Here is a 15,352-nt window from a genome sequence, read left to right on the forward strand (position 1 = left end):
AATAAAACATGAAGCCGGTAATCGCACTCGTAGGTCGTCCCAACGTCGGGAAATCGACCTTATTTAACCGCCTGACCCGTTCGCGTGACGCGCTGGTGGCCGACCTCCCTGGCCTGACACGCGACCGCCACTATGGCGAAGGCCGGATTGGCGAACGGCCATTCCTGGTCATCGACACGGGCGGTTTCGAGCCGGTCGCCAAAGAAGGCATCATGCATGAAATGGCGTTGCAGACGCGCCAAGCCGTGGCCGAGGCCGACGTGGTCGTGTTCATCGTCGACGGCCGCCAGGGCCTGACGCCGCACGACAAGACCATCACCGATTTCCTGCGCAAGAGTGGCCGCAAGGTCATGCTGGTGGTGAACAAGTCGGAAGGCATGAAGTACACCTCGGTCACCGCCGATTTCTATGAGCTCGGCATGGGCGACCCTTACGTCATCTCCGCCGCCCATGGCGACGGCGTCACCGACCTGGTCAACGAGGCGCTCGACATGGCCTTCGAAGGCCGTCCGGAAGAGCCCGAAGAGCTCGAGCCGGCCGACCACGGCTTCAAGATCGCCATCGTCGGCCGTCCCAACGTCGGCAAGTCGACCCTGATCAATACCCTGGTCGGCGAGCAGCGCGTGATCGCCTTCGACATGCCCGGCACCACCCGCGACTCGATCGAAGTGCCGTTCGAACGCGACGGCAAGCGCTTCACGCTGATCGACACCGCCGGTATCCGCCGCCGCGGCAAGGTGTTCGAGGCGATCGAGAAATTCTCGGTGGTCAAGACCATGCAGTCGATCTCGGACGCCAACGTCGTGATCCTGCTGCTCGACGCCCAGCAGGATATTTCGGAGCAGGATGCGCACATCGCCGGCTTCATCCTGGAGTCGGGTAGGGCGCTCGTGGTAGCCGTGAATAAATGGGATGGCCTGCAGACGCAGGACCGCGACGAGGTCAAGATCGACCTCGACCGCAAGCTGGACTTCCTCAGTTTCGCCAAGACCCACTTCGTGTCGGCGCTGCGCGGCACCGGTGTGTCGCAGCTGATGAAATCGGTCGAAGCGGCCTATGCCGCCGCCACCGCCAACCTGTCGACGCCGCGCCTGACGCGCGCGCTGCAAGAAGCGGTCGAGAAGCAGGAGCCGAAGCGCAAGGGTACCTCGCGTCCGAAGATGCGCTACGCCCACCAGGGTGGCCAGAACCCGCCGATCATCGTCATCCACGGCAATGCCCTCGAAGGCATTACCGAGCCATACAAGCGTTATCTGGAAAAGCATTTCCGCGAGACGTTCAGCCTGGTCGGCACGCCGCTGCGGATCGAGCTGCGTAGCGGTAAGAACCCGTTTGCCAAGGATTGATTTGCCGAGGCGATTAAGTCGTTCTTAACCTTAGCAGTACGACAAAAACCGGCAAAACAGGTTACAGTAGGCTTAGGGCTGCATTCGCTCACGCAGAATATGGCTCTAGCTACTTGAAAACCGGCAAATCGCCTCAAACTTTTAACTACAACAACATTACGGAGCTGTTATGAGCAACAAAGGGCAACTGTTACAAGACCCATTCCTCAACGCCTTGCGCAAGGAACACGTCCCTGTCTCCATCTACCTCGTCAACGGTATCAAACTCCAGGGCCATATCGAATCCTTCGACCAATACGTCGTTCTGCTTCGTAATACCGTGACCCAGATGGTCTACAAGCATGCCATTTCCACCGTCGTGCCGGCACGTGCCGTCAACCTCAACCTTGACTCCAACGAAGCCGAGTAAGGCCGATGGCTGACGCCCCCGGCACTCCCACCTTGCGCGCAGCGCTGGTCGGCATCGACTTCGGGACTGGCGACTTTGCCGCCAGTCTCGAAGAGCTGTCGCTGCTTGCGCGCTCCGCCGGCGCCGATCCGATCACCACGATCACGGCGAAGCGCAGCAGCCCCGATCCCGCGTTTTTCGTCGGCAGCGGCAAGGCCGACGAAATCGCCCTCGACGCCAAGGCCCTTGGCGCCGAGATCATCATCTTCAACCACGCACTGTCTCCCGCCCAGCAACGTAACCTCGAGCGTCGTCTCGAGCTGCGCGTGATCGACCGTACCAGCCTGATCCTCGATATCTTCGCCCAGCGCGCCAAGAGCCACGAGGGTAAATTGCAGGTTGAACTGGCTCAGCTGCAGCACCTGGCCACGCGCCTGATCCGCGGCTGGACCCACCTTGAACGTCAAAAGGGCGGTATCGGCCTGCGCGGTCCGGGTGAAACCCAGCTCGAGACCGACCGCCGGCTGATCGGCGAGCGGGTCAAGATGCTGCGCGCGCGCCTGGCCAAGCTGCGCAAGCAGCACGAGACCCAGCGCCGCCAGCGCGGCCGCAACAAGACCTTCTCGGTGTCGCTCGTCGGTTATACCAACGCCGGCAAGTCGACCCTGTTCAACACGCTGACGAAAGCCGGCGTGTACGTGGCGAACCAGTTGTTCGCGACCCTCGACACCACCAGCCGCCGCATGTACCTGAATGACGAGGTGGGCAGCGTCGTGATCTCGGACACCGTCGGTTTCGTGCGCGAACTGCCGCACCAGCTGGTGGCGGCTTTCCGCGCCACGCTGGAAGAAACCATCCATGCCGACCTCTTGCTGCACGTGGTCGACAGCGCCTCCCCGACGCGCATGGAACAGGTCGAACAGGTCAATGAAGTCTTGCGCGAGATTGGCGCAGATCATGTTCCGCAAATTTTGGTATGGAACAAGATCGATGCCGCCGGCCTGGAACCTGGGATCGAGCGTGATGAGTATGATAAGATCAACCGGGTTTTCATCAGCGCCCACAGTGGCGCCGGCCTGGATCTGCTGCGTTCGGCAATCGCCGAGGCAGCCGCTTCCGCGCCGGGGTCAGGCGGGTACAGCAACCCAGAAAACGAAGAGCAGGACGAAGCCTTCGGGCTCGCCGAGGACGACGCGTCGGTGGACGCGCACCCCGGCGGTCTTGCCGACAATATGCCAACTTCCACCCATGTCAGGCCCAACTAGCCTATGCTTGTTTCTCTACTAAAAAGATTCGGCGTCAAATTGTCGCTGAACGACCCACGCTGGGGACGCAACCCCGAAGACGACCGCAAGGCCCAGGATGGTCGCCGCCCCGGTGACGGTCCTCCCGACCTCGACCAGATGTGGCGCGATTTCAATGCGCGCCTGAACCGCATGTTCGGCGGCCGCGGCAACAATAACGGCGGCGGCGACAACGGCAGCCCGCGCGGCGAGATGCGCGGCGCCGGCATCGGCGCCGGCGTGATCGCCATCATCGTCGGCTTCATCTGGCTCGCCAGTGGCGCCTTCATCGTGCAAGAGGGCCAGGCCGGCGTCGTGACCACCTTTGGCAAATACAGCCATACGACCACGCCGGGTTTCAACTGGCGCTGGCCGTATCCGTTCCAGGCCCACGAGACCGTCAACACCTCGCAGATCCGTACTGCCGAGATCGGCTACCGCGCGAACGTGCGCAACAAGCAGCCGCAAGAAGCGCTGATGCTGACCGATGACGAAAACATCATCGACATCCAGTTCGCGGTGCAGTACACGCTGAAGGACCCGGTCGCCTGGTTGTTCAACAACCGCGACCAGGACGACAGCGTGCGCCAGATCGCCGAAACCGCGATCCGCGAAGTGGTCGGCCGCAACAAGATGGACTTCGTCCTGTACGAAGGCCGCGAGAAGGTCGCCGCCGACGTGCACTCGATGATGCAGGCGATCGGTGACCGCTATGCGCTGGGCGCATTGATCACCAACGTCACGATGCAGGGCGTGCAGCCACCGGAGCAGGTGCAGAGTGCCTTCGATGACGCCGTGCGCGCAGGGCAAGACCGCGCCCGTGCCCGTAATGAAGGTGAAGCATATGCCAACCAGATCATCCCGGCTGCGCGCGGCCAGGCCTTCCGCCTGCAGCAGGACGCCGAAGCCTACCGCTCGATGGTGGTCGAGAACGCAACCGGTAACGCCTCGCGCTTCGACCAGGTGGTGGATGCGTATTCGCGTGCTCCAGCCGTGACCCGCGACCGCATGTACATCGACACCATGCAGCAGATCTTCACCAGCACCACCAAGGTGATGATCGACTCGCGCGCCAACAACAATATGCTGTACCTGCCGCTCGACAAGCTGATGCAGCAGCAGGCAGCCAACGACGCCCAGGTCGGCAGCAAATCCGGTCCGGTGCAGTTGCAGCAGAACGGCCAGCCGGCCGAAGTGACCCAGGCCTTGGAAGCGGTGCGCCAGCGAGACGAGCGTAGCCGCGATACCTCACGCGACAGGGAGACCCGCTGATGAACCGCCTCGTAACTATTTTCGTCGCGGGCTTCATCGCACTGATGCTGCTGTCGTCGACGATCTTCGTCGTCGACCAGCGCCGCTTCGCGATCGTGTTCGCGCTCGGCCAGGTGAAGGAAGTGATCGCCCAGCCGGGCCTGCACTTCAAGCTGCCGCCGCCGTTCCAGAACGTGATCTACCTGGACAAGCGCATCCTCACGCTGGACACGCCTGACGCCGACCGCTTCATCACGGCCGAGAAGAAGAACATCCTGGTGGATGCCTTCATGAAATGGCGTATCGAAGATCCGCGCCTGTACTACGTCAGCTTCGGCGGCGACGAAAGCCGTGCCCGCGACCGCATGTCGCAGATCATCAAGGCGGCCCTGAACGACGAGATCACCAAGCGCACCGTGCGCGAAGTGATTTCCGGCGAGCGCGCCGCGGTGATGGCGGCGGTGCAGGCCAAGGTCGTGGCCGAGGCCAAGGAGATCGGCGTCAGTATCGTGGACGTGCGCCTCAAGCGTGTGGACTACATCGAGCAGATCAACAACTCGGTGTACGAACGCATGCGCGCCGAGCGCGTCCGCGTCGCCAACGAGCTGCGTTCGACCGGCGCCGCCGAGTCGGAACAGATCCGCGCCGATGCCGACCGCCAGCGCACGGTGATCATCGCCGAAGCCTTCCGCGACGCAGAGAAGGTCAAGGGTGACGGCGACGCGAAAGCCTCGGCCATCTACGCCGACGCCTTCGGCAAGAACCCGGAATTCGCCCGCTACTACCGTTCGCTCGAAGCCTACCGCGCCAGCTTCAAGGATCGCAGCGACGTGCTGGTGGTGGATCCGAGCTCGGAGTTCTTCAAGTACCTCAAGCAGCCGGCAGCGTCGGGACGTTAAACCGCGTCGCCAGGCATCGCCCAGGACGGGCTCCCGCGCAAACGGGAGCCCGTTTTTCATGGGATTTGCCAGCTTGTATAGGCATCCCGAACGTGGCAGATTGTTAACCCGGCAAGCTGTCGAACCAGCATTCCATGCCTCACCCGCGCTGTTTTCGGGTAAAATCACCGATTCGGCGTTCGCGCCATGCGCTGGCACGCCCATCGCAAATACAATCCCAACTCCCATCTGTTGCCCATGCCGAACTGGCTATTGCCTGAGAATATTGCCGATGTCTTGCCGTCCGAAGCGCGCAAGATCGAAGAGCTGCGCCGCCTGATGCTCGATAACTTCCGGCTCTACGGTTACGAGCTGGTGATGCCGCCAATGCTCGAGTACCTTGAATCGCTGCTGGCCGGCGCCGGCGAAGATACCGACTTGAAGACCTTCAAGGTCGTCGACCCGCTGTCGGGCCGCCTGCTCGGCCTGCGCGCCGACATGACCACGCAAGTAGCGCGCATCGACGCCCACCTGCTGAACCGCGAATCGATCACCCGCCTGTGCTATGCCGGCAGCGTGCTGCATACCCGTCCGTCGGGCCTGCACGCCACCCGCGAGCCGGTGCAGATCGGCGCCGAGATCTACGGCCATGCCGGGCTGGAAGCCGACGCCGAGATCCAGGAACTGGCCCTCGGCTCGCTGGCCCTGGCCGGCTTCACCAATGTGCGCCTGGACCTGGCCCACGTCGGCGTGCTGCGCGCACTGCTGAACGAAGACCCGGCCGCCAAGCGCGACGAGACCCAGATCTATTGCCTGCTGCGCGCCAAGGATGCGCCGGGCCTGGACGAGATCTCGACCAATTACTACCCGCAGACCCGCCAGGCGCTGCTGGCGCTGCCGCACCTGTACGGTGACGTCGAGGTGCTGGCCAAGGCGCGCGAACAGTTGCCGGCGCTGCCGGGGATCGGGCGCGCGCTGGCTGAACTGGCGGCGCTGGCCGCTGGCGCCATCGGCCGCGCCGACGTGGCGATCGACCTGGCCGACCTGCGCGGCTACCAGTACGAAAGCGGCGCCATGTTCGCGCTGTACGTGCCGGGCCTGCCGAACGCCGTCGCCCGTGGCGGGCGCTATGATCATGTGGGCGAGGCCTTCGGACGCGCGCGTCCGGCGACCGGCTTCTCGCTCGACCTGCGCGAACTGGCCCGGCTGCTGCCGACGGCCGAGCGCAAGCATTCCATCCGCGCGCCGTGGGGCAATGCCCCCGAGCTGAAGGAAAAAATCGCTGACCTGCGCAAGGCAGGCGAAGTCGTGATCCAGAGCATGCCTGGTCACGACAATGTTCAGGACGAGTTCGAGTGCGACCGCGTGCTCGTCCTCGAAAACGGAAATTGGATTCTCAAAAACTTAGGTTAAGTGATGTCAAATACTAACGTGGCAAAGAACGTCGTTGTCATCGGCACCCAGTGGGGCGATGAAGGCAAAGGTAAGATCGTCGACTGGCTCACCGACCACGCCGCCGGCGTGGTGCGTTTCCAGGGCGGCCATAACGCTGGTCACACCCTGGTGATCAAAGGCCAGAAGACCGCGCTGCAACTGATCCCTTCGGGCATCATGCGCGAAGGCGTGGCCTGCTACATCGGCAACGGCGTCGTGGTCTCGGTACCGGACGTGATGCGCGAGATCGACAAGCTGCAGGCTGCCGGCATCGAAGTCGTGTCGCGCCTGAAGATCTCCGAGGCGTGCCCGATCATCCTGCCGTACCACGTCGCCATCGACAAGGCGCGCGAAGCCAAGCGCGGCGAGAACAAGATCGGCACCACCTGCAAGGGCATTGGCCCGGCCTACGAAGACAAAGTCGCGCGCCGCGCGATCCGTATCGCCGACCTGCTCAACGCCGAGCGCTTCGCCGAGAAGCTCAAGGAAAACCTGGACTACCACAACCACGTGCTGGTCAACTACCTGGGCGGCGAAGCGATCGACTTCCAGACCACCTACGACGACGCGATGGCCCTCGTGCCGCGCCTGCGTCCAATGGTCGCCGACGTGTCGTCGCTGCTGTACGCGGCCCACAAGGCCGGCGGCAAGCTGCTGTTCGAAGGCGCGCAGGGTTCGCTGCTCGACGTCGACCACGGCACCTATCCGTTCGTCACCTCGTCGAACTGCGTGGCCGGCAATGCCGCCGCCGGCGCCGGCGTCGGTCCGAACATGCTGCACTACATCCTGGGCATCACCAAGGCCTACACCACCCGCGTCGGTTCGGGCCCGTTCCCGGCCGAACTGCCGACCGAAGAAGGCGTGGGCGAGCACCTGTCGCGCATCGGCCATGAATTCGGCACCGTGACCGGCCGCGCCCGTCGTTGCGGCTGGTTCGACGCCGCGCTGCTGCGCCGCTCGGTCCAGATCAACGGCGTGTCGGGCATGTGCCTGACCAAGCTGGACGTGCTGGATGGTATCGAGTCCCTTAAACTCTGCACCGGTTACAGGATCGACGGCCGCGAGGTCGACATCTTCCCGGTCGGCGCCGAAGAAGCCGCCCTGTGCGAGCCGGTGTACGAAGAGATGCCAGGCTGGACCGAAACCACCGTCGGCGCCAAGTCGATGGAAGAGCTGCCGGCCAACGCCCGCGCCTACATCAAGCGCATCGAAGAACTGGTTGGCGTGCCGATCGACATGGTGTCTACCGGCCCGGACCGTGAAGAAACCATCGTCCTGCGTCACCCGTTCGCAGCATAAATCAAGAAGAATCTGGAGTAGAAGATGAATACCCCCGTATCGACGGACAAGGACCTGTGGGTCTCCTGGGATGAATACCACCGCCTGATCGAGCGCCTGGCGCTGCAGGTTTATGAATCGGGCTGGAAGTTCGACCAGGTGCTGTGCCTGGCGCGCGGCGGCGTGCGTCCTGGCGACGTATTCTCGCGCATCTTCGACGTGCCGCTGGCGATCCTGTCGACCAGCTCGTACCGCGAAGAAGCCGGCACCAAGCAGGGCGATCTGGACATCTCGAAGTACATGACCATGACCAAGGGTCCGCTGTCCGGCCGCGTGCTGCTGGTCGACGATCTGGCCGATTCGGGCGTGACGCTGCGTAAAGTCAGCCAGCACCTGACCGAGAACTACCCGCAAGTGACCGAAGTGAAATCGGCGGTCATCTGGGTCAAGGGCACGTCGTCGATCCGTCCGGATTACTTCCTGGACGATCTGCCGCACAATCCGTGGATCCATCAACCGTTCGAAGAGTACGACGGCCTGCGCCCGCACCAGCTCGCGGCGTGGCTGAAGAAATTCGAGAAGTAAGCAGACCGCTACGGCTACCCAGTCAGCCGCCGCCCCACGTCGTCCCCGCGCAGGCGGGGACCCAAGTTTTTCAGCGCACCACTTGCTTCAAGCGAAGTGGCTGCGCACATTAACTTGGGTCCCCGCCTTCGCGGGGACGACGTCTTTACTTGGGTCCCCACCTTCGCGCGGACGACGTCTTTACTTGGGGCCCCACCTTCGCGGGGACGACGTCGTTTCGGGCCTCTGGTAGTATTGCCTCACCAAAACTTTTGGCATCCCAACAATAACAAGCCATGACCCAAAGCTTCTTCCAGACCTTTATCCTGCTCATCCTCGTCACCGACCCGTTCGGTAACGTCCCCCTGTTCGCCGCCGCCCTGAAAGACACGCCGATCGAGCGCCGCAACAAGATCGTGATCCGTGAGTGCGCCATCGCCTTCCTGCTGCTGTTGACTTTCATGTTCTTCGGCAAGCACTTCCTCGAAGCGCTGCACCTCTCCCCGGTCGCGCTGCGCATCGGCGGCGCCGTCATCCTGTTGATGATCGCGATTCGCATGATCTTCCCGCACCCGGATGGCGTGCTGGGCAAGAGCGAAGGCGGCGAGCCCTTCATCGTGCCGCTGGCGATTCCCGCGCTGGCCGGTCCGTCGGCGCTGGCGACGGTGCTGCTGTTCTCGTCGACCAGCTTCACCGACACGATGGTGCACGTCGCCGCGCTGGCTGCCGTGGGCATCGTGTGGCTGATGGTGTTCCTGAGCGCCGAGAAGCTGCAGCAGAAACTCGGCCCGCAAGTCATGACCGCCTTCGAGCGCCTGATGGGCTTGATCCTGACGGCGATGTCGATCGAGATGCTGCTGGGTGGTATTCGCGAATTCGTTCAGTCGTTGTAGCTGTCGGTTTTCTTTACAGAGATCGCAGTGTCAGGTGTGACGCAACTTTAGTTGCTTGATTCCTAAGGAAATTGTTGGCGTGGTGTGCTTTTTGCTTAGGCAGAAGCACCTTCCTTTCGATGGGAGGACACAAGACCAACTATTTCTGAAGGGATGTCAGATGAAATTCGCAAAACAACTTGCCGCCACGTTCGTCCTGGCTGCCGCGGTCATCGCACCGGCCAGCGCCAATATCGTCGTCGACGGCAGTTTCGAAGCCTTCGACGGCGAGGGCGCATGGCAAACCGAGAGCTGGAGCCGGTACGTGCGCGGCACGCAGGACGGCAGCTCGTCGGTAGGTACCGGTTGCGCTATGGGCAGCAATTTCAGCTGCACGCTCAGCCAGACCCTGGCCACTGTCGCCGGTCAGCGCTACGATCTGAGCTTCTGGCTGTACGCCGACGGCGTTGTCGACAGCAATGGCAACGTTGCGTTGAATTTCGATAACGGCTTGCGGGTCTGGTTCGGCGACGAGATCGTCCAGACGATCATCAATTTCCCGACGACGAATACGAGCGGGAGCTTCAACCCCGGTGGACCTTCGACGCTGATCACTATCAGCAATATCCTGGCGACTTCCGCATCGACCGTCCTGCAGTTCGCCGGCTACCACAACCCGGCCGGCATCTATCTCGACAACGTCGTGGTCGAGGCAGTGCCTGGCGAAGAGCCGGGCGAAGTGCCGGAGCCGGGCACGCTGTCGCTGCTCGGCCTGGCAATGGGCGGACTGGCGCTGGCGCGCAGGCGCCGCGTGCGCGCCGACTAAGGGGCGGCCCCTGCCGTCCTGAAGCCATCTGTGCGGGACTCGCCTCCGCATTGACTCCCGTCAGATGGCGTTCCTTGACTTCGTCCTCGCGAAAATCAATCATCGTTTACTCCCGGATGTGTTCAGAGGAGGTCTCGATGAAAGCTGTAATGCGTGTTGCCGCGGCAATCCTGCTTGCGGTGGCGGTCGCCGTGCCGGCAAGTGCCAATATTGTCCGCGACGGCAGTTTCGAATTGAACGATGGCACTTGGGAACTCACCGAAGGCTGGTTTCTGGGTGACGCCGGCCGCGGCGCGCAAAGCGGGGTCAACTCGCTCAGTACCGGCTGCTTCGGGCCCGAGTTCTCCTGCTTCGCCACCCAGGTCCTGCCGACGACGATCGGCCAACGCTACGACCTGAGCTTCTGGCTGTACGCCGACGGCCTGATCGGCCCGGAAGGCTTTCCGGTAGCTCAGTTTGATAACGGAATACAGGTGATGTTCGGCGACGCGCTGGCCACGGCCATCTACAACTTCCCGACCACGAACACGTCCACCGATATCACGACGGGCGGCCCGTCCACACAGATCATTGTCCGCAACCTGCTGGCGACATCGGCGTCGACCATCCTGCAGTTATCCGGCTACCACGACCCTTCGGGCATCTTCTTCGACGACGTCTCGGTCGAGTTGGCGATCAGCCAGATCCCGGAGCCAGGAACCTTGTCGCTGTTCGGAATGGCGCTCGGCTGTCTCGGCCTCTGCAGGTGGCGGCGCACACGCGCGTCCTGAGCGGCAAGCAGCCTGTTCCGCGCATCCGTGCGGGAGTCGCCGGACAATTCTGGCACACTGCAATTGCGTAAACTGTACGCGACTCCCGGCACACGAATGAATCAGGAATCCGCGTCACCGACCGAATGGCTGCCCTTTCTCAGCGGGGGAGGGATGATGGGCGCGATGATGCGCGCCCACGACTGGTCGGCCTCGCCCCTGGGGCATCCGCGCACCTGGCCGCAGGCGCTACGCACGACGGTCGGCCTCATGCTCAACTCGAAGTTCCCGATGTTTGTCGCCTGGGGCGGCGAGCTCGGCTTCCTGTACAACGACTCCTACATCGCGATCCTGGGCGACAAGCACCCGACCGCGCTTGGCAGACGATTCCACGATGTCTGGGCCGAGATCTGGCTCGACATCCATCCGCTGGTCGTGCGCGCACTCAAGGGCGAGGCGAGCTATATGGACCGCCTGCCGCTGCGCATGCGCCGCCACGGCTACGACGAAGACACCTGGTTTCGCTTTTCCTACTCTCCGGTGCGCGACGAGGACGGCACCGTGGCCGGCATGTTCTGCGCCTGCGTCGAGATGACCGGCGAGGTGCTGGCCCAGCGCTACCGCGAGGAAGAGAACGAACGCCTGGTGACGCTGTTCGAGCAGGCGCCCGGCATCATCGCCGTGCTGCGCGGCCCGGACCATGTGTTCGAGCTCACCAACCGCTCCTACCTGCAGCTGGTGGGCCACCGCGCGCTGGTGGGCAAGGCCGTGCGCGACGCCCTGCCCGAGGTGAAGGGACAGGGCTTCTTCGAGCTGCTCGACCACGTGTACCAGACCGGCCAGCCCTTCGTCGGCCACGCGGTGCCGCTGCGCGTGCAGCGCGACCGCGACGCGCCGCTGGAAGAGCGCTTCATCGACTTCGTCTACCAGCCGATCCATGACCAGCACGGCAAGGTCTCCGGCATCTTCGTCGAAGGCAGCGACGTCACGGCGCGCAAGCGCATCGAGGACGAGCTGCGCGCCGCCAACCGCCAGAAGGACCAGTTCCTGGCGATGCTGGCGCACGAGCTGCGCAACCCGCTGGCGCCGATTACGACGGCGGCCCAGCTGCTGCAGCGCGGCCAGATGGACGCGCCAGGCATCCAGCGCGCCAGCGACATCATCGCGCGCCAGGCCCAGCACATGACGTCCCTGGTCAACGACCTGCTCGACGTCTCGCGCGTGACACGCGGCCAGGTGACCATCACCAGGGAGGCGCTGGAGGTACGCGAGATCGTGGGCGCGGCGGTGGAACAGGTGCGCCCGCTGATGGATGCGCGCGGCCACGAACTGCACTGCGAGATCGCCTCCGGCACGCTGCGCGTGGAGGGCGACCGCACGCGCCTGGTCCAGGTGGTCTCGAACATCCTCAACAACGCCGCCAAGTACACGACGCCGGGCGGATGCATCGTGCTCAGCGCGTGCATCGAGGCCGGTGACGTGCGGGTGGCGGTGCGCGACAACGGGCAGGGCATCGATCCGCCGATCCTGCCCTACATTTTTGACCTGTTCATCCAGGCCGAGCGCACGCCCGACCGCTCGCAGGGCGGCCTTGGGCTCGGCCTGGCGCTGGTCAAGAGCCTGGCCGTGCTGCATGGCGGACGGGTAGAGGCGCACAGCGAAGGCCTGGGCAAGGGCAGCGAGTTCGTGGTGTACCTGCCGTGCCTGGCCGCGGCGCCGGAAGCGGGTCCGCGGCGGCTCGACGTGCAGTCGCGCGGGGCGCGCGGGCTGAAGGTGCTGGTGGTCGACGACAACGTCGATGCGGCCCAGATGCTGGGGACGCTGCTGGAGATGAATGGGTATGAGGTCAAGGTCGAATACGACGGCAAGGGCGCATTGGCGAGTGCGCTGCAGGCGCCCCCGGACGTGGCCCTGCTCGATATCGGCCTGCCCGACATCGACGGCCACGAACTGGCGCGCCGGCTGCGGGCGATGCCCGAGACCACGCAGGCAATGCTGGTGGCGCTGACGGGTTATGGGCAGGAGGAAGACCGGCAGCGTGCGCACCATGCCGGATTCGATCATCACATGGCTAAGCCGGCGGATCTGGCGAAGCTGCTGGAGTTGCTGGCGGCGGTGGCGGTGTAGGGCGTCCGCACCGTACGAAGGTAATTCTGTTCGCAGCCTGAAAACGTCGTTCCCGCGCAGGCGGGAACCTAAGGCTGACGCTATGTCGACTATCTCAAACGTAGTCTCTGCGCAGGCGAATTAGGTTCCCGCCTACGCGGGAACGACGGGCGAGCGTTGCGAACTGGCGGGCGCGTTACTTGCCCAACATCGACACCACATTATCCGCCCCCGGCGCCCCGAACGCCTGCTGCTTGAGCACATGCAGCTGATCGCGCACCTGCGCCGCCTTCTCGAACTCGAGGTTCTTGGCGTGATCGACCATGAGCTTCTCGAGGCGCTTGATCTCCTTGCTGATCTGCTTCTCGCTCATCGACTCGACCTTGGCCGTCGCCGCATCCTCGTGCACGCCCTCGACCATGGCCTTCTGCGCGGCACTGCTGTACACGCCGTCGATCATTTCCTTGATCTTCTTGTGCACACCCTTCGGCGTGATGCCATTGGCCTCGTTGAAGGCGATCTGCTTGGCGCGGCGACGCTCGGTCTCGTCGATCGCGCGCCGCATCGAATCGGTGATCTGGTCGCCGTACAGGATCGCCACGCCGTTGAGGTTACGCGCCGCGCGGCCGATGGTCTGGATCAGCGAACGCTCGGAGCGCAGGAAGCCCTCTTTATCGGCATCGAGCACCGCCACCAGCGATACCTCGGGCAAGTCCAGGCCCTCGCGCAGCAGGTTGATCCCGACCAGCACGTCGAAGGTGCCCAGGCGCAGGTCGCGCAGAATCTCCACGCGCTCGACCGTATCGATATCGCTGTGCAGGTAGCGCACCTTGATGCCGTGGTCGCCCAGGTATTCGGTGAGCTGCTCGGCCATGCGCTTGGTCAGCGTGGTCACCAGCACACGCTCGTCCTTGGCGACGCGGTCGTTGATCTCGCTCATCAGGTCGTCGACCTGCGACAGGGCGGGGCGCACGATGATTTGCGGGTCGACCAGGCCGGTGGGCCGCACCACCTGCTCGACCACATTGTCGGCCTTGCCCTGCTCGTAGTCGGCCGGCGTGGCCGAGACAAAGATCGTCTGGCGCGCCTTGCTCTCGAATTCCTGGAATTTGAGCGGGCGGTTGTCCAATGCCGACGGCAGGCGGAAGCCATAGTCGACCAGGTTGGTCTTGCGCGAGCGGTCGCCGCTGTACATGGCGTTGAGCTGGCCGATCATGACGTGCGACTCGTCCATGAACATCAGCGCGTCTTTCGGCAGGTAGTCGATCAGGGTCGGTGGCGGCTCGCCCGGCATCGCGCCGGAAAGGTGGCGCGAGTAGTTCTCGATGCCCTTGGTAAAGCCGATCTCGGCCATCATCTCGAGGTCGAAACGCGTGCGCTGTTCGAGGCGCTGCTCTTCGATCAGCTTGTTCTGCTGACGGAATTCCTCGAGGCGGTCGCGCAGCTCGGCCTTGATCGACTCGACCGCGCGCAGTACCGTCGAGCGCGGCGTGACGTAGTGCGAGCCCGGATACACGGTAAAGCGCGGGATCTTCTGGCGCACGCGGCCCGTCAGCGGGTCGAACAGCTGCAGCGATTCGATCTCGTCATCGAACATCTCGATGCGGATCGCCAGCTCGGCATGCTCGGCCGGGAAGATGTCGATGGTGTCGCCGCGCACACGGAACGATCCGCGCGAGAAATCCATCTCGTTGCGGGTGTACTGCATCTGGATCAGGCGCGCGATGATGTCGCGCTGCGCCACTTTATCCTTGTGGCGCAGGGTCAGGATCATCTTGTGGTATTCGTTCGGATTACCGATACCGTAGATCGCCGACACGGTGGCCACGATGACCACGTCGCGCCGCTCCATCAGCGACTTGGTGCACGACAGGCGCATCTGCTCGATGTGCTCGTTGATCGACGAGTCCTTTTCGATGAACAGGTCGCGCTGCGGCACATAGGCCTCGGGCTGGTAGTAATCGTAGTAAGAAACGAAATACTCGACCGCGTTCTGCGGGAAGAATTCGCGGAACTCCGAATACAGCTGGGCCGCCAACGTCTTGTTGGGTGCGAACACGATCGCCGGACGGCCAGCGCGCGCGATCACATTGGCCATCGTGTACGTCTTGCCCGAGCCCGTCACGCCAAGCAGCGTCTGGTACGACAGGCCGTCGTTGATGCCTTCAATCAGGCCCGCGATCGCGGTCGGCTGGTCGCCCGCCGGCTCGAACGGTTGATGCAACTTGAAAGGGGAATCCGGGAAGGTGATGACCGTCGGTTCCGGCGAAGTTGCGATGGATAAATCAGCCATGCTTACAGACCTTTGTTAGAATGAGAATCCGCCCGCGGCCTTGGACCTACAAGGGCCGCTGTCTATACAATTACTAACCCCACC

Annotated in this window: 13 protein-coding genes; 12 read left to right on the forward strand and 1 reads right to left on the reverse strand. The window is 63.4% G+C overall.

What is annotated here, in order from left to right:
• Nucleotides 1-8 precede the first annotated feature (8 nt).
• From der to FVD38_RS00590, 12 genes are all read left to right on the forward strand, one after another.
• Nucleotides 9-1,346, forward strand: a complete 1,338-nt coding sequence (gene der / locus FVD38_RS00535; RefSeq protein ID WP_123071971.1) for a ribosome biogenesis GTPase Der — start codon at nt 9-11, stop codon at nt 1,344-1,346.
• Between the two features lie 169 nt (nt 1,347-1,515).
• Nucleotides 1,516-1,755: an RNA chaperone Hfq gene (gene hfq, locus FVD38_RS00540; RefSeq protein WP_005666255.1), complete on the forward strand. Its 240-nt coding sequence runs from the start codon at nt 1,516-1,518 to the stop codon at nt 1,753-1,755.
• Nucleotides 1,756-1,787: 32 nt separating this feature from the next.
• A complete protein-coding gene (gene hflX / locus FVD38_RS00545) occupies nt 1,788-2,999 on the forward strand; it encodes a GTPase HflX (RefSeq protein ID WP_229493341.1) in 1,212 nt (403 codons plus the stop codon).
• A 3-nt stretch (nt 3,000-3,002) separates the two neighbouring features.
• Nucleotides 3,003-4,289, forward strand: a complete 1,287-nt coding sequence (gene hflK / locus FVD38_RS00550; RefSeq protein WP_147933051.1) for an FtsH protease activity modulator HflK — start codon at nt 3,003-3,005, stop codon at nt 4,287-4,289.
• Nucleotides 4,289-5,167, forward strand: a complete 879-nt coding sequence (gene hflC / locus FVD38_RS00555; protein WP_147933052.1) for a protease modulator HflC — start codon at nt 4,289-4,291, stop codon at nt 5,165-5,167. Before hflK ends, hflC begins: the two co-directional genes overlap by 1 nt.
• Nucleotides 5,168-5,404: 237 nt before the next feature.
• Complete coding sequence (locus FVD38_RS00560) at nt 5,405-6,559, forward strand: ATP phosphoribosyltransferase regulatory subunit (protein WP_147933053.1); 1,155 nt, start codon at nt 5,405-5,407, stop codon at nt 6,557-6,559.
• A 3-nt stretch (nt 6,560-6,562) separates the two neighbouring features.
• Entirely contained in the window at nt 6,563-7,879 is a 1,317-nt protein-coding gene (locus FVD38_RS00565) for an adenylosuccinate synthase (RefSeq protein WP_147933054.1), read from the forward strand.
• A gap of 24 nt (nt 7,880-7,903) precedes the next feature.
• Nucleotides 7,904-8,443, forward strand: a complete 540-nt coding sequence (locus tag FVD38_RS00570; RefSeq protein ID WP_147933055.1) for a phosphoribosyltransferase — start codon at nt 7,904-7,906, stop codon at nt 8,441-8,443.
• Between the two features lie 275 nt (nt 8,444-8,718).
• Nucleotides 8,719-9,315: a MarC family protein gene (locus FVD38_RS00575; protein WP_147933056.1), complete on the forward strand. Its 597-nt coding sequence runs from the start codon at nt 8,719-8,721 to the stop codon at nt 9,313-9,315.
• A gap of 160 nt (nt 9,316-9,475) precedes the next feature.
• Nucleotides 9,476-10,120, forward strand: a complete 645-nt coding sequence (locus tag FVD38_RS26610) for a PEP-CTERM sorting domain-containing protein (protein ID WP_222706872.1) — start codon at nt 9,476-9,478, stop codon at nt 10,118-10,120.
• 137 nt (nt 10,121-10,257) lie between these two features.
• Nucleotides 10,258-10,890: a PEP-CTERM sorting domain-containing protein gene (locus FVD38_RS00585; RefSeq protein ID WP_187271441.1), complete on the forward strand. Its 633-nt coding sequence runs from the start codon at nt 10,258-10,260 to the stop codon at nt 10,888-10,890.
• Nucleotides 10,891-10,986: 96 nt separating this feature from the next.
• Nucleotides 10,987-12,996: a hybrid sensor histidine kinase/response regulator gene (locus tag FVD38_RS00590; protein WP_147933058.1), complete on the forward strand. Its 2,010-nt coding sequence runs from the start codon at nt 10,987-10,989 to the stop codon at nt 12,994-12,996.
• Nucleotides 12,997-13,171: 175 nt separating this feature from the next.
• Here FVD38_RS00590 and uvrB read toward each other — a convergent pair whose 3' ends face one another.
• Nucleotides 13,172-15,268 (reverse strand): excinuclease ABC subunit UvrB, encoded by a 2,097-nt coding sequence (gene uvrB / locus FVD38_RS00595; protein WP_147933059.1) that lies wholly within the window; start codon nt 15,266-15,268, stop codon nt 13,172-13,174.
• Between the last annotated feature and the right edge of the window lie 84 nt (nt 15,269-15,352).

This window comes from Massilia arenae (assembly GCF_008014745.1).
Lineage (GTDB): Bacteria > Pseudomonadota > Gammaproteobacteria > Burkholderiales > Burkholderiaceae_D > Telluria > Telluria arenae.